Origin of the sequence: Streptomyces sp. NPDC056373, from assembly GCF_042262425.1 — a bacterium.
Classification (GTDB): Bacteria; Actinomycetota; Actinomycetes; order Streptomycetales; family Streptomycetaceae; genus Streptomyces.
In genome coordinates this window covers 24119-46510 of record NZ_JBHJPX010000025.1, presented here as the reverse complement: position 1 = coordinate 46510, position 22392 = coordinate 24119, and the positions used below count along the sequence as shown (strand labels likewise).

The 22392-nt window shown below is 73.5% G+C and carries 16 protein-coding genes and 3 pseudogenes; 10 read left to right on the top strand and 9 right to left on the bottom strand.

Annotated elements, in window-relative coordinates; all coding sequences use genetic code 11:
• Window positions 1-7 precede the first annotated feature (7 nt).
• Complete coding sequence (locus tag ACFCXS_RS36820; RefSeq protein WP_030843336.1) at window positions 8-202, bottom strand: hypothetical protein; 195 nt, start codon at window positions 200-202, stop codon at window positions 8-10.
• A gap of 297 nt (window positions 203-499) precedes the next feature.
• Between ACFCXS_RS36820 and ACFCXS_RS36815 the strand changes: the two genes are divergently transcribed.
• From ACFCXS_RS36815 to ACFCXS_RS36795, 5 genes are all read left to right on the top strand, one after another.
• Entirely contained in the window at window positions 500-892 is a 393-nt protein-coding gene (locus ACFCXS_RS36815) for an ankyrin repeat domain-containing protein (protein ID WP_376647706.1), read from the top strand.
• Window positions 893-1192: 300 nt separating this feature from the next.
• On the top strand, window positions 1193-2611 hold the full coding sequence (locus tag ACFCXS_RS36810; RefSeq protein ID WP_376647705.1) for a HEAT repeat domain-containing protein: 1419 nt from the start codon (window positions 1193-1195) through the stop codon (window positions 2609-2611).
• 195 nt (window positions 2612-2806) lie between these two features.
• Window positions 2807-3934 (top strand): glycosyltransferase family 4 protein, encoded by a 1128-nt coding sequence (locus ACFCXS_RS36805; RefSeq protein ID WP_376647704.1) that lies wholly within the window; start codon window positions 2807-2809, stop codon window positions 3932-3934.
• Window positions 3931-5127: a glycosyltransferase gene (locus ACFCXS_RS36800; protein WP_376647703.1), complete on the top strand. Its 1197-nt coding sequence runs from the start codon at window positions 3931-3933 to the stop codon at window positions 5125-5127. The genes ACFCXS_RS36805 and ACFCXS_RS36800 overlap by 4 nt, the downstream gene beginning before the upstream one ends.
• On the top strand, window positions 5124-6158 hold the full coding sequence (locus ACFCXS_RS36795) for an SGNH/GDSL hydrolase family protein (RefSeq protein WP_376647702.1): 1035 nt from the start codon (window positions 5124-5126) through the stop codon (window positions 6156-6158). Before ACFCXS_RS36800 ends, ACFCXS_RS36795 begins: the two co-directional genes overlap by 4 nt.
• A 196-nt stretch (window positions 6159-6354) precedes the next feature.
• Here ACFCXS_RS36795 and ACFCXS_RS36790 read toward each other — a convergent pair whose 3' ends face one another.
• The 5 genes from ACFCXS_RS36790 to ACFCXS_RS36770 are packed head-to-tail and all read right to left on the bottom strand — an operon-like array spanning window position 6355 to window position 10734.
• On the bottom strand, window positions 6355-7224 hold the full coding sequence (locus ACFCXS_RS36790) for a biotin-dependent carboxyltransferase family protein (RefSeq protein WP_376647701.1): 870 nt from the start codon (window positions 7222-7224) through the stop codon (window positions 6355-6357).
• Entirely contained in the window at window positions 7221-7838 is a 618-nt protein-coding gene (locus tag ACFCXS_RS36785; protein WP_376647700.1) for an allophanate hydrolase subunit 1, read from the bottom strand. Before ACFCXS_RS36785 ends, ACFCXS_RS36790 begins: the two co-directional genes overlap by 4 nt.
• Window positions 7835-8593 (bottom strand): LamB/YcsF family protein, encoded by a 759-nt coding sequence (locus ACFCXS_RS36780; RefSeq protein ID WP_376647699.1) that lies wholly within the window; start codon window positions 8591-8593, stop codon window positions 7835-7837. Before ACFCXS_RS36780 ends, ACFCXS_RS36785 begins: the two co-directional genes overlap by 4 nt.
• Before the next feature lie 15 nt (window positions 8594-8608).
• Window positions 8609-9436 (bottom strand): putative hydro-lyase, encoded by an 828-nt coding sequence (locus ACFCXS_RS36775; protein ID WP_376647698.1) that lies wholly within the window; start codon window positions 9434-9436, stop codon window positions 8609-8611.
• A complete protein-coding gene (locus ACFCXS_RS36770) occupies window positions 9433-10734 on the bottom strand; it encodes an MFS transporter (protein ID WP_376647697.1) in 1302 nt (433 codons plus the stop codon). The genes ACFCXS_RS36775 and ACFCXS_RS36770 overlap by 4 nt, the downstream gene beginning before the upstream one ends.
• Before the next feature lie 171 nt (window positions 10735-10905).
• On the opposite strand from ACFCXS_RS36770, the gene ACFCXS_RS36765 reads away from it, so the two are divergent.
• The 4 genes from ACFCXS_RS36765 (at window position 10906) to ACFCXS_RS36750 (ending at window position 18936) form a co-directional block, all read left to right on the top strand.
• Complete coding sequence (locus ACFCXS_RS36765; RefSeq protein WP_376647696.1) at window positions 10906-11601, top strand: GntR family transcriptional regulator; 696 nt, start codon at window positions 10906-10908, stop codon at window positions 11599-11601.
• Window positions 11602-11751: 150 nt separating this feature from the next.
• Window positions 11752-13278 (top strand): hypothetical protein, encoded by a 1527-nt coding sequence (locus ACFCXS_RS36760; RefSeq protein ID WP_376647695.1) that lies wholly within the window; start codon window positions 11752-11754, stop codon window positions 13276-13278.
• 109 nt (window positions 13279-13387) lie between these two features.
• Window positions 13388-14269 carry a hypothetical protein gene (locus ACFCXS_RS36755; RefSeq protein ID WP_376647694.1) on the top strand — a complete coding sequence of 294 codons (882 nt, stop codon included), beginning with the start codon at window positions 13388-13390 and terminating at the stop codon, window positions 14267-14269.
• A 35-nt stretch (window positions 14270-14304) separates the two neighbouring features.
• Window positions 14305-18936: a hypothetical protein gene (locus tag ACFCXS_RS36750; RefSeq protein WP_376647693.1), complete on the top strand. Its 4632-nt coding sequence runs from the start codon at window positions 14305-14307 to the stop codon at window positions 18934-18936.
• Between the two features lie 13 nt (window positions 18937-18949).
• On the opposite strand, the pseudogene ACFCXS_RS36745 reads toward ACFCXS_RS36750, so the two are convergent.
• From ACFCXS_RS36745 to ACFCXS_RS36735, 3 genes and pseudogenes are all read right to left on the bottom strand, one after another.
• Window positions 18950-19330: pseudogene (locus ACFCXS_RS36745) on the bottom strand (GMC family oxidoreductase N-terminal domain-containing protein); the annotation flags it as partial.
• A 17-nt stretch (window positions 19331-19347) separates the two neighbouring features.
• Window positions 19348-20910 carry an APC family permease gene (locus ACFCXS_RS36740; RefSeq protein ID WP_376647692.1) on the bottom strand — a complete coding sequence of 521 codons (1563 nt, stop codon included), beginning with the start codon at window positions 20908-20910 and terminating at the stop codon, window positions 19348-19350.
• Between the two features lie 37 nt (window positions 20911-20947).
• Window positions 20948-21963, bottom strand: a pseudogene (locus ACFCXS_RS36735) (aldehyde dehydrogenase family protein); the annotation flags it as partial.
• Here ACFCXS_RS36735 and ACFCXS_RS36730 point away from each other — a divergent pair.
• Window positions 21959-22389 (top strand): annotated as a pseudogene (locus ACFCXS_RS36730) (oxidoreductase C-terminal domain-containing protein); the annotation flags it as partial. The pseudogenes ACFCXS_RS36735 and ACFCXS_RS36730 overlap by 5 nt on opposite strands.
• Window positions 22390-22392: the final 3 nt, after the last annotated feature.

The following is a 22392-nucleotide window of genomic DNA, read 5'->3' as shown; positions in this document are numbered from 1 at the left end:
GGGCGCGTCAGAACTTGATTCCGCCGAGGAGGCTCGCCAGGCTCTCGCCGCCCGCCTTGATGCTCGGGGCGATGGCGGTACTCGCCAGATAGAAGCCGAACAGCATGGCGACCACGGCATGCGACGCCTTCAGTCCGTCCTTGCGGAAGAAGATGAAGACGACGATGCCGAGCAGGACCACACCTGAGATGGAGAGGATCATTTGGGTTCTCCTGGTTCGCGGGGACAGTCACCATGAGTACTTCCAGGCTCACAGCTTGTATCCATACGATAAAAGGTGCAAGTGGGTGAAGTTCGGACTATTCGCCCCGAGCGGCGGAGTGGTCACGGGCCCGGTCGAGCTGGGGGGATGCACTCGTCCCGGTCTGCGCTGATCTTTACCTCGGGCAGATCGGGTCATGTGCAGCGCCAGCCAGTACCCTGGCGATTCACTCGTACGGCTGCGCCCTCGCAGGCGTACACACCGGAGGCGATGCGTAGTGGAGAGGCGGTCCACCCGATGACCGAAGTCCCCGACCCCGAGGTCGTGGAGCTGGCGACCAAGGTCTTCGATCTGGCCCGGCGTGGACAGACCGAGCCGCTCGTGGCCTACGTGGACGCGGGTGTTCCGGCCAACCTCACCAATGACCGCGGCGACTCGCTCGTGATGCTCGCCGCCTATCACGGCCACTCCGGGGCGGTGCGCGCCCTGCTCGACCGCGGCGCCGAGGCCGACCGTGTGAACGACCGAGGCCAGACCCCGCTCGCCGGGGCCGTCTTCAAGGGCGAGACGGACGTGATCAAGGCCCTCCTGGAGGGCGGGGCCGACCCGTCCGCCGGCACGCCCTCGGCGGTCGACACCGCCCGGATGTTCGGCCGGACGGAACTGCTCGAACTGTTCGGCGAGCACTGAGCCGACCGGTCTGACCTGGAACGACAACGAAAACGGGGGAGGCGGTAAAGGGCCGCCGAAATTTCGGTCGCGGCAGACGGAAGTGCCGAGTCATCATGACGACGTGGTTCACGGACGTGATGGTTGGGCAGGTTTTGCCGCACCGCGCGGGCCGTGACGCGGTCCGCAAGGGCCACCGACGAGAGGCAGAGGAAGATGGTCTACAGCAAGCAGGAAACGGCGGGCGCTCCGACGTGTTGTCACGCGGCCAGGTAGTACACGTCCCCGGTTGCGTCGACGCTTGATGTGAGGCTGTTTCCCATGTTCGATCCGGTCATAGCGCCCAGCGGTACGCTGCTCGGCCTGCTCCAGCGGGGCCGCGGCGACGGCACGCTGCACGCGCTCACCGCCCCGCGCCCCGAGGCGCTGGCGGCGCTGAACCACTGTGTGCTGCGCGATCCCCGCCACGACTGGCAGGTGGAGAACCGCTCCCTCTACTACGCCCGCCTCTACCTCGACCTGAACGGCGAGCTGGACGAGGTCGAGGCCCATCTCTTCGGCGCCGAGGACGTCCTCGACAGCGACGAGTCCCGCACCGGGCTCGCCCTGGCCGTCCTCGGGCACCTCGCCTCCTACGGCAGGCGGGACGCGCTCGAACTGCTGCGCAGGTACGCCGCCCATGGCTCCAACTGGGCCTGGGCCCTCGACGAGCTCGCCCTCAGGGACGACGACGCGGGCCTGCGCGCCCTCGCCGCCCCCGTCCTCGCCCGGTTCCCGGCCGACCCGGAGGGCGACGCCGAGCTGGCCGCCACCGTCCGGGACGCCTTCGAGCCCCGCCCTTGGCGCCTGTGGGCCGAGGATCCGCGCGAATCCGTCGCCACCCGTGTGCGTGCCGCTCACGAGACGGGCTGCTTCGACCGCTGGCAGCGCCAGATGCGCCCCTCCGGCCCCCGCCCGGGCTGGAGCGTGCAGGCCGTCTTCGAATGGGCCCAGCAGGGCATCGAGCGGGGAGCCGCCCTCCACGTGCCGGCCGCCCGCTGTCTCAGCGCCGTGGCCGGACCCGAGGACCGGGCCGAGATCGTCCAGGCGGCGAAGGCCGGCACCGACGGAGCACGGTGCACGGCTCTGCGGTACCTCGCCGACGGCAACGATCCCGAGGCCCTCGAACTGATCGAGGGCGCCGTGGCCAACGGCTCGACACTCGTCGTGGACGCGGCCGTCGACGCCTTCGAGCGGATGCGCTCACTGGCCGCCGTGGACCGGGCGCGCGGCTGGGCCCGGCGCCCGGATCCGCTGGGCGCCGCCGCCGGACGCGTGCTGGCCTGCCGGGGCGGGGTCCAGGACCGCGACCTGGTCCTCGCGGCCCTGCGCGAGGCCGTGCGGGGCGAAGGCCCCGACGCACCCACCCTGTGGACCCTCGTGGACGGCACCGGACGGCTGGGCATCGCCTGCGCCGCACCCGTACTGCGCCACGTCTACCGCGAGACGGCCTCCTCCCATCTGCGCGGCCGGGCCGCCCGGGCCCTCGCCGCCACCGACCCCTCCTTCGCCACCGGCTTCGCCGTCGAATGCCTGTGGGACTGCGAGGAGACCACCCGGGAGATCGCCGCCCGGCACGCCGAGACCGGAGACACCCGCGTCGTCGAGCGACTGCGCCGGCTCGCCGCCGACCCGGCCGAAGAGGCCGAGGTGCAGACGGCCGTACGCAGCAGGATCGGTCCCGAGGAGCCCGCGGTGTGACCGCTGGACGCCCTTCGCCGACGGAATGCCGGGGCGGAACCACGCCTCCAGGGTGAACAAGGGGTGACCCGCGGGTCAGGAGCGTATGGACACCGCCTGACCTGCGCGGGTGCACCTCAGAACGCTCATGGGACGTTCCTCGTCCGGAAAGATCCACGTTGACGCGGGCACGTCCGGCACGGCGACAACACCGGTATGCGTGTCGTCATCGTGACCGAATCCTTTCCCCCCGACGTGAACGGCGTGGCCCACTGCGCGCTCCAGACCGCCCGGCACCTCGTCGATCGCGGTCACGCCCCCGTCGTCGTCGCCCCGGCCCCCGCACCGGGGAACAAGCCCGTCGCCTTCGCGCCGTGCCCCGTCGTCCACGTCCCCTCCCTCCCGCTCCCCGGCTACCCCCAGGTCCGCGTCGCCCTCCCCAGCCGCCGCCTGGCCGCCACCCTCGTCGAGCACCGTGCCGACGTGGTCCACCTCGCCAGCCCCTTCGTCCTCGGCGTACGGGGCATGGCCGCCGCCGCGCGCCTCGGCATCCCCGCTGTCGCCGTCTACCAGACCGACCTGGCCGGTTACGCCCGTACGTACATGGGCGCCGGGGAAGCCGCCGCCTGGCGGCGCATCCGCGCCGTGCACGGCGCCGCGGACCTCACCCTCGCGCCGTCCAGCGCGGCCCTGAACGACCTGGAGACCCACGGGGTGCCCCGGGTCCGGTTGTGGCCGCGCGGTGTGGACACCGAACGGTTCCGGCCCGACCGGCGCGACGAGGCCCTGCGCCGCGCACTCGCCCCGAACGGAGAGCTGATCGTCGGCTATGTCGGCAGGCTCGCCCCCGAGAAGCACGTCGAACTCCTCGCCGGGGTCTGCGGCCTGGAGGGCGTCCGGGTCGTGATCGTCGGCGACGGTCCCAGCCGGCCCGGCCTCGAGCAGGCGCTGCCGGGCGCCGTCTTCCTCGGCCGGCGCACCGGTGACGACCTCGCCCGGGTCTTCGCCTCGTTCGACGTGTTCGCGCACACGGGCCCCTTCGAGACCTTCTGCCAGACGGTTCAGGAGGCCATGGCCAGCGGCCTGCCGGTGGTGGCACCCGCCGCGGGCGGTCCGCTCGACCTGGTCGCGCACGGGCACACCGGCCTGCTGGTGCCGCCCCACGACGCGGCCGGCGTCCGCGACGCGGTGCGGTCCCTGGCCGCCGATGCCGGGCTGCGGGCCGGCTACGGCGCCGCCGGGCGTGCCACCGTCGAGGGCCGCACCTGGGCGGCCGTCGGAGACCGGCTCATCGGTCACTACACGCAGGTGCTCGCCGGACGCCGGACGGCGGTGGCGGCATGAGCGGCCCGCGTTCCGGCAGCGGCGACCGCGGGTCGCTGAGGATCGTCCGGCTCGCCAACTTCGTCGCCCCCTCGTCCGGCGGACTGCGCACCGCGCTGCGCGAACTCGGACAGGGCTACAAGGCAGCGGGGCACGAGCCCGTCCTCGTGATCCCCGGCGAGCGGACGAGCGACCGCGAGACCGGGCAGGGCAGGGTGATCACCCTGCCCGGGCCGCTCCTGCCCGGCACCGGCGGCTATCGCGTCCTCGTCGACAAGCGCCGGGTGGCGCGGCTCCTGGAGGAGCTCGCACCGGACCGGCTGGAGGTGTCCGACCGCACGACCCTCAGGTGGACCGGCAGGTGGGCGCGGCGCGCCCGGATCCCGTCCGTGATGGTCTCCCACGAGACGGCCGACGGGGTGCTGCGCACCTGGGGCCTGCCCGAGGGAGCCGCCCGGCGCGCCGCCGACGCCCTCAACGCCCGTACGGCCCACACCTACGCGCGCGTGGTGTGCACCACCGAGTTCGCCGAGCGGGAGTTCGTGCGGATCGGGGCCCGCAACGTCGTCCGGGCACCGCTCGGCGTCGACCTGGTGCAGCGGCACCCCGCGCTGCGCGATACGGAGATACGGGCCCGGCACGCGCGCGCGGACGAGACGCTGCTCGTGATGTGCTCTCGGCTGTCCGTGGAGAAGCGGCCCGGCACGGCGCTGGACGCCCTGCAGGCGCTGCGGCGGCGCGGACGCCGGGCCGTGCTGGTGGTGGCCGGGGACGGCCCGCTGCGCGCGCGGCTCGAACAGCGGGCGCGTGAGAGCGGCCTGCCGGTCACCTTCCTCGGGCACGTTTCCGACCGCCCGCTGCTCGGCGCGCTCCAGGCGTCCGCCGACGTGGTGTTGGCACCGGGGCCCGCCGAGACCTTCGGGCTCGCCGCGCTGGAGGCCATGGCCTGCGGTACGCCCGTGGTGGCGAGCGCCTCGTCCGCGCTGTCGGAGGTGATCGGTTCCGCCGGCGCCGTCGCGGCGGACCACGGGGAGGCCTTCGCGGACGCCGTGGACCTGCTGCTGGAACGCCTGGAGGCGGACCGGCGCGAGGCGGCACGCGCGCGTGCGGAGTGTTTCGGGTGGGACGCGGCGGTCGACGCGTTCCTCGCCGCGCACGACGCGGCCGTCCCGGTACGTCCCGCCCGGCCCCTCGCGCCGCGGGGCATGGCATGAGACCCCCGCGGCACAGGCGGCCCCTGCGGTTCGTGGCCCTCGGGGACTCGCTCACCGAGGGCGTGGGGGACCCCGTGGGTGACGGGGAGTGGCGTGGCTGGGCCGCGCTGCTCGCGGCCGGGCTCGCCGGAGAGCGGAACGGGCGCGCGGGGGAGAGGGACGGGGGCGCCGGAGAGCGGGACGGGGGCGCCGGAGAGCGGGACGGGCGCGCCGGAGAGCGGGCCGAGTTCGCCGGTGAGGTGGTCGGGGTTGCCGGGGAGGCGGCCGGGATCGCGGGGGAGGCGGCCGGGATCGCCGGGGAGCGGGTCGGGTTCACCAACCTCGCGGTGAGCGGGTCACAGACCCGGGACGTCCTGGAGCGGCAGCTGCCGACCGCGTTGGAGCTGCGGCCCGACCTGGTGTCCGTCGTCGTCGGCGTCAACGACACCCTGCGCTGCACCTTCGACATCGGGGCCGTGGCCGCGCGGCTCGACCGGGTGTACGCGGCCTGCAGCGAGCAGGGCGCGGTCCTGCTCACCGCCTGTCTGCCCGACCCGGGCACGATGCTGGGCCTGCCCTCGGCTCTCGCCCACCCGCTGGCCCGGCGGCAACGGGCCGTGAACACGGTGGTGCACGCCCTGTCCCAGCGGTACGAGGCGCTGCATCTGCACGCGTGCGAGGGCGACTGGGTCACCGACCGTGCCCTGTGGAGCGCGGACCGGCTGCACCCGGGCGAACGCGGGCACCGGCAACTCGCCCTGCGCTTCCACGCGCTGCTCGCCGAGCACGGCCTCGCGACGGGGCCAGGGCCCTCGGCCGAGCCGGAGTTCCCCGGCCCGACCCGGTCGGCGAGCCTGAGGTGGCTGGCCACCGCCGGCACCGGCTGGGTGGCCCGCCGGTGCACCGACCTGCTGCCCCAGTTGCTGACCCTGGCCGCCGACGAACTCCGGCACCGAGCCCGGGGCACGAGCGCCCGGCTCGACCTGCGGGCCTCGGCCGCGGTGTCCGCCGCACTGGCGGGCCTGTCAGCGGCCCAGACCGGCCGGCCGTGACAGGCCTGGACGGTTCGGCGGTGTCATGCGGTCACTTCAGCTGTGGTCGGTCCGGGCAGTCATGTCGTGTCATGCGGTCACTTCAGCTGTTGCCGGTCCGGGCGGTTCGGCGGCGGCCTGCGGTCACCTCGGCTGTTGCCGGTCCTGGCGGTTCAGTGGCGGCCTGCGATCACCCGGCTGTGCCGGTCCCGACGGGTCAGCGGCGGCGCACGGACACGAAGCGGACCGGTGTGCCGGGGACCGCCTGGGCGGCGGCCGGGAGGTCGGCCGTGCGAACCACCGCGATCACCGGATAGCCCCCGGTGGTCGGATGGTCGGCGAGGAACACCACCGGCCTGCCGTCCGGCGGGACCTGCACGGCGCCCAGCACCATGCCCTCGCTGGGCAGTTCGCCCGGCCGGGCCCGCTCCAGGGCGGGTCCCTCAGTGCGCAGCCCGATGCGGTTGCTCGCGGCGGAGACCCGGAAGGCACCGGAGACGAAGGTGTGGACGGCCTGCGGCGTGAACCAGCCGTCGCGCGGGCCGAGCGTCACCCCCAGCACCAGCTCCGCCGGGGGCGCCGGCTGCGGGACGACGTCCACGCGCGCGTGCCCGCCCACGGGCCGGCCCAGTGGCAGCACCGTCCCGTCCGCGAGCGGAGGCGGGCCGAGCCCCGAGAGCAGGTCCGTCGACCGGCTGCCCAGCACCGGCTCGACCGCGATGCCCCCGGCGAACCCTACGTACGCACGCACGCCCGACCCAGCGGCCCCGACGTCCAGCAACGCCCCCGCGGGCACCCGCACCGGCGCGCCCCAGGCGACGGGCCGCCCGTCCACCGTGACCCGGCAGGGCGCGCCCGTGACCGCCACGGTGACGGTGGAACGGGGACGTACGGCACAGCCGTTGAGGGTCGTCTCCAGCACGGCCGTCCCGGGGGCGTTGCCGACGAGCCGGTTGACGAGGTCCGCGGCGGGCCGGTCCAGTGCCCCGGAGCGGGGAACGCCGAGATGGGCATGGCCGGGGCGGCCCGCGTCCTGCACGGTCGTGAGGGCGCCGGCGCGGACGACGGCGAGCGCGCTGTCCGTCATGACCCCGCCTCGGGGACGAACCGCACACGCGTGCCCGGCGACAGCAGCGCGGCCGGGACGCGCGAGTGGTCCCACAGGACGATGTCCGTCGTGCCGATCAGCTGCCAGCCGCCCGGCGACGAGCGCGGGTAGACGCCCGTGTACGGGCCCGCCAGCGCCACCGAGCCCGCGGGAACGGCCGTGCGCGGAGTGGCCCGGCGGGGGACGTCGTAACGCGGCGGCAGCCCGGTGAGGTAGCCGAAGCCGGGTGCGAAGCCGCAGAAGGCGACCCGGAACTCCGTCTCCGCGTGGATGCGGGCGACCACGCTCCGCGGAACGCCCCAGTGCGCGGCGACGTCGCCCAGGTCCGGGCCGTCGTAACGCACCGGGATCTCCACGACCGCACCCGCGCGCGGGGGAGCGGACGGCAGCTCTGCGGCGGTCAGTTCCGCGGCCAGCCGGGCGGGGGCGTCGAGGCCGTCCAGGAGGACCGTGCGGGCCGCGGGCACGATCTCGCGGGCCGAGAGCGATCCCTGCGCGCGGCGCCGCAGCAGCTCCGCGTGCAGGGCCTGGGCCTCGTCGTCCGAGGAGACCTCGACGAGCAGGGCGTCCTCGCCGACGGGCAGCACGTTCATGCGAAGGCCTCCACCCGGACCCCCGAGGTCTCCAGCCGCTCGCGCACCCGGCGGGCCAGTTCCACCGCACCCGGGGTGTCACCGTGCAGGCACAGTGAGCGGGCGCGCACCTCGACGCGCGTCCCCGAGCGTGAGACGACCTCGCCGGAACGGGCCAGGGCGAGGGAGCGTTCCACGACGGTGTCCGGGTCGGTGACCACGGCGCCCTCCAGGGTGCGCGGCACCAGGGTGCCCTCGTCGGTGTAGGCCCGGTCCGCGAACGCCTCGGGGACGACCGGCAGTCCGGCCTTCTGGGCCAGCGTCAGCAGGCGCGAGCCGGGCAGCCCGAGCACGGGCAGCGCGGCGTCCGCGAGGAGCACGCCGTCGACGACCGCGGCGGCCTGCTCCTCGTCGTGCACGACCCGGTTGTAGAGCGCGCCGTGCGGCTTGACGTAGGCCACGCGAGCGCCCGCCGCACGCGCGAACACCTCCAGTGCGCCGATCTGGTAGGCCACTTCGGCCGCCAGCTCGGCGGGCGGCACGTCCATCGCGCGCCGCCCGAACCCGGCCAGGTCCCGGTAGGACACCTGGGCGCCGATCCGGACACCGCGCTCGGCCGCCAGCTCGCACACCCGGCGCATCGTGACCGCGTCCCCGGCGTGGAAACCGCAGGCCACGTTGGCGCTGGTGACGACGGACAGCAACCGTTCGTCGTCGGTGAGCCGCCAGCGGCCGAAGCCCTCGCCGAGGTCGGCGTTCAGGTCGATCGAGGTCATGTGCCGTGTCTCCTGTCAGGCCACGCGGTACTGCTCGTCGCGGGCGTCGGTGAGGAACATCTGCCCCGGGGCGTGCGTGAGGGCGAACGGCGGGCGCGAGGCCGTCACGGCCGCCTGCGGGGTCACTCCACACGCCCAGAACACCGGGATGTCGTCCGGCTCGGCGTCCACCGGATCCCCGAAGTCGGGGCGGCCGAGGTCGGCGATGCCGAGCCCCGAGGGGTCGCCGCAGTGCACGGGGCTGCCGTGCACCGCCGGCATGAGGCTGCTCTCCCGGATCGCCGCCGCCAGCTGCCGGGGCGGGACCGGCCGCATGGACACCACCAGCGGCCCGTGCAGCCGCCCCGCCGGACGGCACTGCCGGCTCGTCACGTACATCGGGACGTTGCGGCCCTGCTCGACGTGGCGGATCGGCACTCCGGCCTCTCCCAGCGCCCACTCGAAGGTGAAGCTGCATCCGATGAGGAACGACACCAGATCGTCGCGCCAGTACGCGCGCACGTCCGTCGGTTCGTCCACCAGCTCGCCGTCCCGCCACACCCGGTAGCGCGGCAGGTCGGTGCGCAGGTCCGCCCCCTCGGCCAGCACGGTCGTCCAGGAGCCGGCGTCCGTGACGTCGAGGACCGGGCAGGGCTTGGGGTTGCGCTGGCAGAACAGCAGCATGTCGTAGGCCCAGTCGGCGGGCACCGAGATCAGGTTGGCCTGGGTGTGGCCCGCCGCGACCCCCGCCGTGGGGCCCGTGAGGCCCTCCCGGAAGCGGGCCCGGGCCGTCGCGGGGCTCCACGCGCGCGCGTGCTCGTCCACGAGGAGCAGGGGGCGGTCCTCGGTGCTCGTGCCGTTCACGCGAGCTCCTTCCCGCGCGTCTCGGGCAGCCCGAGCAGCGCCAGGGCGGCGATGCCGTAGCCGATCGCGCCGAAGACCAGCGCGCCGCCGACTCCCCAGCTGTCGGCCAGGAACCCGACCGTCGTGGGGAACACGGCGCCCACCGCGCGCCCGGTGTTGTACGTGAAGCCCTGCCCCGTCCCGCGCACCGCCGTCGGGTACAGCTCGCTCAGGTAGGAGCCGAAGCCGCTGAAGATCGCCGACATGCAGAACCCGAGCGGGAAACCGAGCACCAGGAGCAGGGTGTTGGCGCCGCTCGGGATGTTGGCGTACGCCAGGATGCACAGCGCCGACAGCAGGGCGAAGAGCCAGATGTTGCGCCGCCGGCCCAGCTTGTCGGTGAGGTAGCCGCCGGTCAGATAGCCGATGAAGGCGCCCGAGATGAGGAACGTCAGATACCCGCCGGTGCCGACGACCGACAGGTCGCGCTCGGACTTCAGATACGTCGGCACCCAGGTGGCCAGCGTGTAGTAGCCGCCCTGGACCCCGGTCGAGAGCAGCCCCGCGAACAGGGTGATCCGCAGCAGACCGGGCTTGAAGATCGCTGTGAAGGAGCCCTTGTCCGCGCTCTGTTCCCGCGCGGCGGCGGCCTCGGGGGCGTCGTGCACACTGCGCCGCAGCCAGATGACGAGGAGCGCGGGCAGCGCGCCGGTCCAGAACATGATGCGCCAGGCCAGGTCGTCGCCCGCCACCGAGAAGACCAGGGTGTAGACGATCACGGCGAGGCCCCAGCCCACGGCCCAGGAGCTCTGGATCGCGCCGAGGGTGCGCCCCCGGTTCTTGGCGCTCGCGTACTCGGCGACCAGGATCGCGCCGACGGCCCACTCGCCGCCGAATCCGAGGCCCTGGAGGGCGCGGAAGACCAGCAGCGTCTCGTAGTTGGGCGCGAAGCCGCAGGCGACGGAGAACACCGCGTACGTGATCACCGTGAGCATCAGGGCCTTGACCCGGCCGACGCGGTCGGCGAGCACGCCCGCGAGGGCGCCACCGACCGCGGAGACCACCAGGGTGACCGTGGTGAACAGACCGGTCTGGCCGCTGTTCAGGCCGAAGTAGGCGGACAGCGCGACCATGCTGAGCGGCAGCGTGAAGTAGTCGTACGAGTCCAGCGCATAGCCGCCGAAGGCGCCGGCGAAGGCGCGGCGGCCACGCGGGCCCAGGGCGCGCAGCCAGCCGAACGCCCCGTCGTCCGAGGTGCGTTCGGTGGTCGCGGGGCGTGGGTCGTCGATCTGGGCCTGCGGTGGAGGGGTCGTGCTCATGGGCACCTCGCAGAGGGAGGACGGAGGGTGCTTCGGGGTGAGCCGTGCCGTACGGAGGCGATCGCGCCGCTATGGGGGAAGCGACGCCGTGCGTAGCACCGTAGAGGATTGTTCAACGATCCCTCAATACCCATGTTGGTTCGTTCTTGTGATCTGCGATTGAATTCCGGCATGGCAGAGCAACTGAAGGACCTCGCCGACGACCGGGCCCTCCTGGGGCGCACCAGCACCGCGGAGCGGGTCTCGGACATCCTCAGGAGCCGGATCGCCGAGGGGTACTTCCCGCCCGGCACCCGCCTGTCCGAGGACAGCATCGGCGGCGCGCTCGGTGTCTCCCGCAACACGCTGCGCGAGGCGTTCCGGCTGCTCACGCACGAGCGTCTGCTCGTCCACGAGCTGAACCGGGGTGTCTTCGTCCGGGTCCTGACCGTCGAGGACGTCGAGGACATCTACCGCACCCGGCGGCTCGTCGAGTGCGCCGTCGTCCGTGGCCTCGGTGAGCCGCCGTACGGCCTGGACGGGCTCGCCGAGGCGGTCGCGGAGGGGCGGGCGGCGGCCCGGGAAGGTGACTGGAAAGGAGTGGGTACGGCCAACATCCACTTCCACCGGGAACTGGTCGCCCTCGCCGCGAGCGAGCGCACCGCCGAGCTGATGCGGAGCGTCTTCGCCGAACTGCGACTGGCTTTCCATGTGGTGGACGAACCGCAGCGCCTGCATGAACCCTATATAGCGCGGAATGTCGCAATTCTGGAGGCGCTTCAGGGCGGGGACCGCGAGAAGGCCGAGAGCCTGCTCGCGGGATATCTCGACGACTCGCTGGAGCGCGTGGTCGAGGTGTACCGGCGGCGGGTCGGCGAGGACGGCTGAGGGCGGCGGCTCAGGGTATCGGTGAGGGCGGCCGAGGGCAGCGGCTCAGGGTATCCGTGAGGGCGGCCGAGGGTCCGCGCAGCTGCCCGGCCCGGAGGGCGTACCGCGCCGTTTGGGAGGTTGTCAGACCCAGGACCTAGTCTGTGCACCGTGACTTCGCCTGCATCGACGGACAGCGTTCCGCCCCAGCTCAGCGCGGGGCCGCGCCCCGCCCCGGGGCCGGCCGCCGACGAGGGCCTGGCGCGGCGTCTGCGCGCGCTCGCCTGCACCGCGCCGCTGCACGACCTGGACGCGCGCAAGGCCAACCTGGCCGGCGAGTACTCGGTGTACGGCATGGCGGAGGTCGCCCTCGCGGCCATCGACCTGGTCACCCTGAACATGGACTTCGACACGGGCGCGGACCACGACCAGATCGTCGCCCGCCTCGTCCCGCGCATCGCCGCCCAGGCAGCACAGCGCCCGGCCGCCGAGCACGAGCGGGTGGCCCGCTGGGTCCTGGAGAACCTGATCAACGTCGGCAGCGTGGACCGCGGTTTCCGCGCCGTGTACGGCACGTTCGGCGCGGACGGCACCTATGTGCGCCGCGACTACGACTTCAAGCTGATCGAGGAGGTCCCCGGCCCCGGCGGCACGGTCTACCTCCGCACCACGGACGAGGCGGTCAACGTCCTCGTCGGCGCCCTCGACACGGACGTCACCAGCGCGCAGATCGCCGCCGAGGTCAAGCTGGAGATCCTGATCAGCCGTGGCCGGCTCGCAGACGCCCAGCTCGCCGCCGAACAGGCCCGTTACCGGACCGTGCAGTACTCGGAGACCCTGCGCCGCGCCCTGGACGCGACCCGGCGCAACGTGCGCGCGGTGGACTGGCTCTCCGCCGTGCCCGACATGATCGCCGAAGCCCTTGAGCACGTCGCCGACCGCTACCGCCACGAGAACGCGATCCTCACCAACATCCGCAAGGCCCGTGACGAGTCCGAGGATCCCGAGCACAAGCGCCGCACCGCCGAGCTCGTCGACATCGTCAAGGACTGCATCCGCCGCCACACCCAGCTCCAGTCGAGGCTGCTGGAGGCCGGACCGCTGTTCCGCGCCGAACAGGACCGGCAGGCCTTCGCCACACCCCTGACGACGTCGGGCACGGACCTCTACGGGCATCTCGTCTCGCCCGTGCTCCCGCTGCCGCTGGAGCAGGCCGTCCGCGTCACCGACGCCTTCTTCGGCAGCGGCACCGGGCTGCGCACGCCCGTGTCCGTCCGGGTCGGGGACCTGGTCGACATACTGCTGACGCCGCCCGTGGAGCGCGAGCACCTGGGCGCCGAGATGCCCGAGCCCGACCTGATCGCCACGCCGGACGACAGCCGCTTCAGCGAGGAACAACTGGCGGCGGCGCAGGAACTGCTCGACCTGCCCGCGGACGCGCCGCGCCGGTTGTCGGGGCTGCTGGCCGAGGCCCGGCGGCAGGACCCCGAGCTGCCCTACCTGGTGGCCCTGCTGGCGGTGCACGCCGCCAGCCCGCCGGTCGGCACGGCCTATCGCCAGGGCGAGCAGAAGCTGCTGTTCGCCGTGGACGACGGGACCGAGCTCGACGACCCGGAGTTCGGCGGCGCGGACCTGATCGTCGGCACCGCCCTGCTGGACGCGGCGGGGATGGCGGCGGACCGGACGGAGGCCGCGTAGTGCTCCGGCCGGTGGGCGGCTGCGACGCCGTCATGGCCGACCGCGCAGTTCCCCGCGCCCCTGAGGGCGCTGCCCGCAACCCCGTCCACAAGGTCAAGGAGTTCACGTCGTGAGCGAGCACGTCGAGTGGAGCGAGCCGGAGGACCCGGCCCCGGCGGCCACCGCCGCCGTCACTCCCGCCGACGCCGCCGACGCGGCTCGGCTCGTCTCGTTCGGCCTGCAGCCCAAGCTGCAGCCCGCCCGCGACCAGGAGTACGCGGACCTGCTGCGCCGCTACCGCGAGGACCCGCCCTTCGCGCGGCTCGCGGACGCCGTGGCGACCGGGCTCGGGCTGATCGTGCTGGAGGTCTCCCCGCGCGCGGGCATGGCCGTGACCGCCGCCGAGGACTCGGTGTTCGCCGTCCGCATGGGCGACTACGCGCGTCGTACGTCCGCCGACGGCGGCGACCGGTTCCTGCACGGGCTCGCCCATCTCGCCGTCGCCGCCATGGCGTTCCCGCGGCCCGAGGACCTCGCCGACGACGGCTACATCGGCCGGATCACGGTCAACGGCGTCGACGCCTTCGTCCGCCAGGCCTGCCGCCGTCTGGAGGAGCGCGCCGAGGAGCAGGGCGAGAACACCGACCCGGCGACCGACGCGCCCGGCCTGGAAGCCGCCTGGCGGATCTGGGTACGGCGCAGTGCGACCGGCGCCACCAAGGACGCCCGCCGCCTGGCCGGTTCGACCACCGGCATCGTCGCCAAGGCCGCCGCGTTCCTCACCGAATCCGGCTTCCTGCAGCGCACCGGCGACGACCACGGCGGCACCTACCGCACGACCGCCCGCTACCAGCTCCAGGTCCGCGACATGGCCGGCACCGCCGCCATGGCCGAGCTGCTGGACCTCGGTGTCGTCCCGGTCACCGACGGCACGCCGACGCTGGTGGCCGCCGAGGAGAGCGACGACCTGGAACTGGTCGCCGACGCCGGGCTGCCGTTCCACTCCTCCTGAACTCCCCATCTCACGAAGACTTACGAGAGTCCGCCATGTACGAGCTGTCCCGGGTCCGCCTCTACTCGATCGGGCCCGCCGGTGCGCGCTACGCCGACACCGTGCTTGACCTGCGCGGTGTGGGCGGGATCGTGCCCGACCCCGCGCCCGCCCAGGCGGAGTTCTTCGAGGAGGAGCCGGTCGGCCCGCCGCGCCGGCCCGCGCCCGCGGGCGTGCTCTTCCTGGAGAACGGCGGCGGCAAGTCGGTGCTGCTCAAGCTGATCTTCTCCGTGATGCTGCCGGGCCACCGCAACACCCTCGGCGGCGCCAGCTCCGGCGTGCTGCGCAAGTTCCTGCTCGCCGACGACTGCGGGCACGTCGCGCTGGAGTGGCAGCACGTGCTGACCGGCGAGTGCGTCGTCGTCGGCAAGGTCAGCGAGTGGCGCGGGCGGCAGGTCTCCAACGACCCGCGGAAGTTCGCCGAGGCCTGGTACTCCTTCCGGCCCGGCCCCGGACTGAGCCTGGACAACCTCCCCGTCGCGGAGGCCACCGCCGTACGGGCCGCGGCCGAGGGCCAGTCCGGCGCTCGCGGGAGGCGCCGCACCATGAAGGGATTCCGTGACGCCCTCACGGAGGCGGGCAAGAACTACCCGCACCTGGAGGTGCACTGGGAGGAGATCCACGACCGCTGGATCGAGCACCTCGGCGACCTCGGCCTCGACCCCGAACTCTTCCGCTACCAGCGCGAGATGAACGCCGACGAGGGCGAGGCGGCCGGTCTCTTCGCCGTAAAGAAGGACGCCGACTTCACCGACCTGCTGCTGCGCGCCGTCACCGACACCCGCGACACCGACGGGCTCGCCGACCTGGTCAGCGGCTTCGGCAACAAGCTGGGCCGACGCGCCGAGCTGATCGCCGAACGCGACTTCACCGCCGGGTCCGTCGACCTCCTCGGACGGATCGTCGAGGCCGCCGAGGCCCGCTCACGCGCCCGTGACATCCACACCGCGGCCGAGCGCCGGACCCGGAGCCTGGCCCGCAGGCTGTCCGCGCGCGGTGTGCGGGAGCGGGCCCGGGCCGCCGACCTGGCCCAGCGGGTCACCGCCGCCGCGTACGCCGTCACCCACGCCGAGGAGGCCCGCGAGCGCAGCGCGCTGATCTCCGCCGAACTCGCCTACCGGCATGCCTCGCTGGCGCTGGCCGGGGCCGAGAAGTCCGCCGCCGCGCAGAAGCGCGAGCTCGCCGACGCCCGCACCCTGTACTCGGCATGGCAGGCCGCCGAGGCCGTGCTGCGCCACCGCGCCGCCTCCGACCGCGTCACCCGCGTCTCCGCGGCCATCCAGGAGGCCGAGCGTGACGCCGCGCCCGCCCTGGCCGCCCGCTCCAAGGCCGCCGTCGACCTCGTACGCGCTCTGCACGCCGCCGCGGAGAAGGCGGAGAGCCACGCCAACGAGGAGGAGGAGCGCTCCGCCGCCCTCCAGGAGGTCAGCGACGCGGCCTACCGGGACTCCACCGCCGCCGCCACCCAGGCACAGCGCGCCCGCAGCGAGACCGGGCACCTCAAGCAGCGCCTCGCCGAGGTCGAGCAGGAGACCGCCGAAGCGGTACGGGCCGGCTGGCTCGACGACTCCGCGCCGGACGCCGACCCCGCCCGCGCGGCCCTCGCCGCCAGCGACGCGGAGAAGACCGCCGTCGCAGCCTGGGACGCCGCCCGCGAGGCGTCCCGCCGGGCCACGGAGCAGGCGCGCGAAGCCGCCGCCACCGAGAGCCGCGCGGAACTCACCGCGGCCCGCGCCGCCGACGCGGCCACGGCGGCGAAGCGGTCGTACGAGGCCGAGCGCCGTACCGCCGAGGCGCTCGCGGGGGAGGAGCGGCTGGCGGAACTGCTCAGCCTCACCCCGCAGACCCGTCCGGGCATCCCGCAGCCCCGGCACGGCACGGACGGTCAGCCGGCCGCGCAGCCGGCCACCGGCGAGCAGGGGCTCACCTCCGAGGAACTCGACCGCTTCGCCGACGACCTGCGCGACCTGCTCGACAGCGCGGTCTCCTCCGCCGAGCGGCAGCTGTTCGACCTGCGCACGGCCGCCGCCGACGACTCCCGGATCCTCGGCGCGCTCGGCGACGGCGGGCTGCTGCCGCCCGGCCCCGACGTGCTGGCCACGGTCGAGTTCCTCGGCGAGCACGGCATCCCCGCGCTGCCCGGCTGGCGCTACCTCGCCCAGGCCGTCGACCCGGCCGACCACGCACGCGTGCTGGCCGCCCGGCCCGAACTCGTCGACGGCGTGATCATCACCGACCCGGACTCCCACGCCCGCGCCCGGGAAGCCCTGGGCGACGCGGCGCTGCTGCCCCGGTCCGCCGTGGCGGTCGGCACCGCCGCCGCCCTGCTCGCCCCGACCCCGGCCGCGGACACCGACAGCGGCGACGTGTTCCTCGTGCCGCCGAACCCGGCCATGCACGACGAGCACGCCGCCGACGAGGAGCGGCAGGCCCTGCGTGCCCGGGCCACCGAGCGGGACGAGGAGATCCGCACGCTCGCCGCCCGGCTCGGCAAGGACCGCGAACTGGCCGCCCGGCTCGCCTCCTGGCGCACCGGCTGCCCCGCCGGCCGGCTGACCGAACTGGCCCGGGCCGCCCACGACACCCACGCGTTCGCCGAGGAGTCGGAGGCCGAACTGGCAGAGGCCCGGACCCTGCGGGCCGAGGCCGACGAGGTCGCCACCGAGGCCGCGCGCGTCCGTGACGAGCGGCAGGAGACCGCGCAGAAGGCCCGCCGCTCCGCCGACGCCCTCGCCGGACTCGCCTTCCGGCTGCGCGAGCGGGCCGGATGGCAGGTCAAGTTGCGCGAACTGGCCGACGAGGCGGCCGAGTCCGAGGCGAGCGCCCAGGCCTGCCTGGAGCGGGCCCGGGCCGCCGACGAGGACCGGCGTGCCGCCCAGCGCGCCGCCGACGACACCCGCCGCACCGCCCGCGCGCTGCGCGCCGAGCGCTCCGAGATCGCCGGCGCCCCCAACGACGTGCCCGAGGACGAGGAGCAGATCCCCAAGGCCTCCCTGCCCGCCCTGCGCGAGGCCTACCGGGCCGCGTCCCAGGTGTACGAGAAGGTCGGCGTGGGCGCCGACCTGCGCGCCGAGCAGGCCCGCGCCGAGAGCGACGAGAGCGCGGCCCGCGCGGAACTGGACCGGCTGAGCAACAAGGTCCGTACGCGCGCGGAACAGCTCCTCGAATCCCCCGACGGCTCCGACGGCCCCAGCCGCCAGGCCGCCGCCGCCCGCGCCGAGGAGCTGGTGCAGCTCCTGGAGACCCGGATGTCGACCGCGAGCGAGCAGCTCGGACGGCTGCGCGGCGAGGCCGAACGCCTCGCCCCCGCCGACGACGGCGAGACCCACACGGACCTCCCCGAGGCCCTCCGACCGCGCGACACCGAACACGCGCAGACCCTGCTGCGCACCGCCACGGCCGAACTCGCCTCGCACACCGAGGCGCTGGACCGCGCCCGCGAGGCGCACGCCGAGCTCCTCGACGCCCACCGCGCCGCCGAGGACGCGGAGAGCGGCTTCGACGAGATCGCGGCCATGCTCCGCGACCTGCTGCGTGAGCACGCCACGGACGAGGAGCCCGAAGAGCCCGAGCCCTACGCCGGCAGCCCGGAGGAGGCCCGGCACGCGGCCGCCGAGGCCCGGCGCTCGCTGCGCGGCTGCGCGGCCGACCTGTCCGCCGCCGAAGGAGCCGTCCGTGAGGCGAGCGACATCCTCGTCCGGCACGCCAACTCCACGCGCTACGAGCAGGTCCGTACCCCGGCCCGCCAGCAGATCCGCGAACTGCCCGCCTCCGCGTTGCCCGAGCACGCCCAGAAGTGGGCGGACGCCTTCGCACCCCGCCTGCGCGTCCTGACGGACGAACTGCAGCAGCTGGAACGCAACCGCGACTCGATCGTGGACCGCCTGCGCGGCCTGGTCGAGTCGGCCCTGGCCACCCTGCGCTCCGCCCAGCGTCTCTCCCGCCTCCCGGAGGGCCTCGGCGAGTGGTCGGGGCAGGAGTTCCTCCGTATCCGCTTCGAGGAGCCCGACCAGGCCACCCTCACCGAGCGGCTCGGCGAGGTCGTCGACGAGGCGACCCGTGCCGCGGTCAAGAAGAACTCCGACCTGCGCCGCGACGGCATGTCCCTGCTGCTGCGGGGCGTCGCCGCCGCGCTCCAGCCCAAGGGCGTCGCCGTCGAGATCCTCAAGCCGGACGCGGTGCTGCGCGCCGAGCGGGTCCCGGTCGGGCAGATGGGCGACGTCTTCTCCGGCGGTCAGCTCCTCACCGCCGCCATCGCCCTCTACTGCACGATGGCCGCCCTGCGCTCCAACGACCGGGGCCGTGACAAGCACCGGCACGCCGGCACCCTGTTCCTGGACAACCCCATCGGCCGCGCCAACGCCACGTACCTGCTGGAACTCCAGCGGGCGGTGTCGGACGCCCTCGGCGTGCAGCTCCTCTACACCACGGGCCTGTTCGACACCACCGCGCTGGCCGAGTTCCCGCTGGTCATCCGGATGCGCAACGACGCCGACCTGAGGGCAGGACTCAAGTACATCAGCGTCGAGGAACACCTCCGCCCGGGACTGCCGCAGCAGCCCCAGGCGGGGGAAGCGGTGCACAGCGAGATCACGGCGACCAGGATGTACAAGCGCCCGGTCTCCTAGGACCCGGCGTCCTCCGCCGGTACAGCGGGAACAGGTCGGCCGCGCTCCAGCCCGTGCAGCCCGCGGCCGCCCAGGCGTCGAGGTCCTCGGCCGGGGTGGCCCAGAAGGCGATGCAGGAGTTCTGCATGAGCAGCCGCCGAGCACCTTCGCCCGGGCGTGCCGCATGAAACTGTTCCCGCTGGCCTGCGGCTCGACCGGGCAGTCCCAGTCGTAGCCGGACTCCAGCAGGCCCATCCAGCGCTCCAGCCGCAGCGACGTCGTCGTCGCCGACGTCGCTCGGGCCGGCCTCCAGCACACACACCGTGACGGAGGGGTCCTCGGAGAGCCGGGCCGCCACCACGTTGCCCGCGGTGCCGCCACCGACGACGACGTAGTCGAACTCATGAGTGATCATGGGTTCTCCTTCAGCCTTCAGTCGGCCGCCGGGGCGGTGACGGGAGCGGTGGCCGACACCTCGGAACGGTGCTCCGCGAGCACCCCGGTCCGGTGCCGCTGGACGAACCAGTAGTAGGCGAAGCCGCCGCCCGCGATGACGGCGACGAACAGCACCGCGCCCCAGCGCAGGTACCAGTGGTAAGGAGCCGAGGCGTTGTAGACCGCGGCTCGCGGCCAGATCAGGTTGAGCGTCATGGCCGCGCCCCACAGGACCGCCAGGATGTTGACCGGCAGGCCCCAGCGGCCCAGCGAGAACCGTCCCTCGCCCGCCGGCTGCCACTTTCCGCGCAGCCGTGCGACCAGCAGGGGCACCGTGACCCCCAGATAGGCGAGGTAGATCATGATGATGCCGATGCTGGTGACGACGGTGAAGATCTGCGGCTGGCGGATGTTGACCACCAGGATCGCCAGCGCCAGGATCCCGATGATCACGGTCGGCAGGACCGGCGTCTGGAACTTCGGGTGACACCTGGCCAGCTTCGAGGACGCGGGCAGGTTGTTGTCCCGGGCCATCGCGAACGCCAGCCGGATCGCCGCTGTGTGCACGGCCAGGGCGCACACCGTCACCGCGATGAGCACGCACCACAGCATCGCCTTGCCGGCCGTCGGGCCGAGCACGTCCAGCACGATGTACTGCAGACCGTCCGTGGACAGCTTGTCGCCCTTCAGGCTGGAGACGCTCATCAGCGCGAGCAGCAGGATCAGGCCGCCCAGGATGAAGGAGGCCACGATCGCCCGGATGATCGCGCGCGGTGCGTTGCGGGTCGGGTCCAGGGACTCCTCACCGAGCGAGGCGGCCGTGTCGAAGCCGTACATGACGTACGCCGAGGCCAGCGAGGCCACCAGGAAGGCGCCCAGGTAGCCGTTGCCGTAGCCCGCGCCGGTGCCGTGCGTCTCCATGACGACCTGCGGACCGCGCGTGATGTGGACCGCGAACAGGACGATCAGTACGACGGTGGCGATCAACTCGATGAACACGCCCGCCGTGTTGATCCGTGCCATCAGCTTGACGCCGAAGGCGTTCACGAGGGTCGTGAACAGGATCAACACCGCGGCCAGGATGACCGCGTTGGTCGCCACGTCGTACGTACCGGTGCCGTCTCCCACGAACTGGAAGAACGACGAGATCTGCGGCAGCGTCAGCTGGTAGGCCAGCGCGACGGCCGATATGGAAACGATCGAGGCGATCAGCATCATCCAGCCGGCGAGCCAGCCCAGATGCGGATTGCCTATCTTTTTCGACCAGTTGTAGACGGAGCCCGCAACGGGGTAGCGGGCGGCGAGCTCCGCGAAGCACAGGGCGACCATGAACTGGCCGGCGAAGACCATCGGCCACGACCACCAGTAGGCGGGGCCGCCGCTGCCGTAGCCGAAGTAGAACAGCTGGAAGGTGCCGGTCAGGATCGAGATGTAGCTGATCCCCGCGGCGAAGGTGTGGAAGTTGCCGAGGGTGCGCTTGAGCTCGGGTCTGTAGCCGAACTCGGTGAGTTCGGCGTCGTCCCGGCCGTGTGGGTCGGTCGACTCTGCAGTTGTTTTCATGGGCGGTTCCTCAATGGATGTCTCAGGGTCGGTTCGATCAGTCGAACCAACCCTGAGGGCTGGGGCGGGTGTTGCGCCAGATGTGTTTTGTCTCGCGATACTCGGCGAGCCCCGCGGGCCCGAGTTCGCGTCCGAAGCCGGACTGCTTGAATCCGCCCCATTCCGCCTGCGGAACGTAGGGGTGGTAGCCGTTGATCCACACCGTGCCGAGCCGCAGCCGGACCGCGAACCGGGCCGCGCGGGCCTCGTCGCTCGTCCACACCGCGCCGGCGAGGCCGTAGACGGTGTCGTTGGCGAGGCGCACCGTCTCCTCCTCGCTCGTGAACCGCTCGACGGTGAGGACCGGTCCGAAGGACTCCTGCCGGACCACCGACATCCCCGAGGCGTACTCGTCCAGACGGTGGGCAGGTAGTAGAAGCCGTCGGCCAGATCCTGCCGGTCCGGCCGGGATCCGCCGCAGCGCAGCACGGCGCCCTCCGCCACGCCCCGGGCCACATACGCCTCGACCTTGGCCCGGTGAGCCGCCGAGATCAGCGGCCCGGTCTGCGCCCGGTCGTCGAACGGCCCGCCCAGCTGGATGTCCTGCGCCCGGCGTACGAGTTCGTCGACGAACCGGTCGTGCAGACAGTCCTCGACGAGCAGCCGTGCCCGGCCGAACAGACCTGCCCCGAGTGCAGGAACACGGCGGTCAGTGCCATGTCGACGGCAGCCTCGAAGCCGGTGTCCGCGAAGACGATGTTCGGGTTCCTGCCGCCGAGTTCGAGGGCCACCTTCTTGACCGTCGCGGCGGCGGTCGCCATCAGCCGGCGGCCGGTCTCCAGGCCGCCGGTGAACGAGACGAGGTCCACGTCCGGATGGTCGGCGAGCGGGGCGCCCGCCTCCGGCCCCGCGCCCGGCACCAGGTTGGCGGCGCCCCGGCGGAAGACCGGCCTCCGCCAGCAGCCGCACGAGGTGGACGGCGGTGTGCGGGGGCAGTTCGCTCGGCTTGAGCACGAAGGTGTTGCCCGCCGCGAGTGCCGGGGCGACCGTCCACGCCGTCTGCAGGAGCGGGTACCTGTGCGACGACGGCTGCGTGACGGCCCTGCCGCAGGTCGTCGCCGTCGGGGACGTGGCCTGCGTCGGTGGCCACCGCGCCGAGCACTGGACGTCCGCCACCCAGCCGTCGAGAGCCGCCGTGACCAACCTGCTCGCCGGACGTGTACAGCCGAGGCCGCCGTCGCGGTGCCCTACTTCTGGTCCGACCAGTACGGCGCCCGGATCCAGTTCGCCGGCCGGCGCCGGGACGGCGACACCGTCCGCATCACCGAGGGGCACCTCTCCGACGGCGCACCGGCCGAGGGCGGATTCCTGGCCCGTTACGAACGGGACGGCAGTACGACCGCCGTCCTCGCCGTGGACCGGCCACGCCCGTTCATGCGAGCGAGGCGCGAACTCACGCGGAGCTCAGGGGAGGGGCAGACGCAGCGGCTCCTGCGGTGAGAA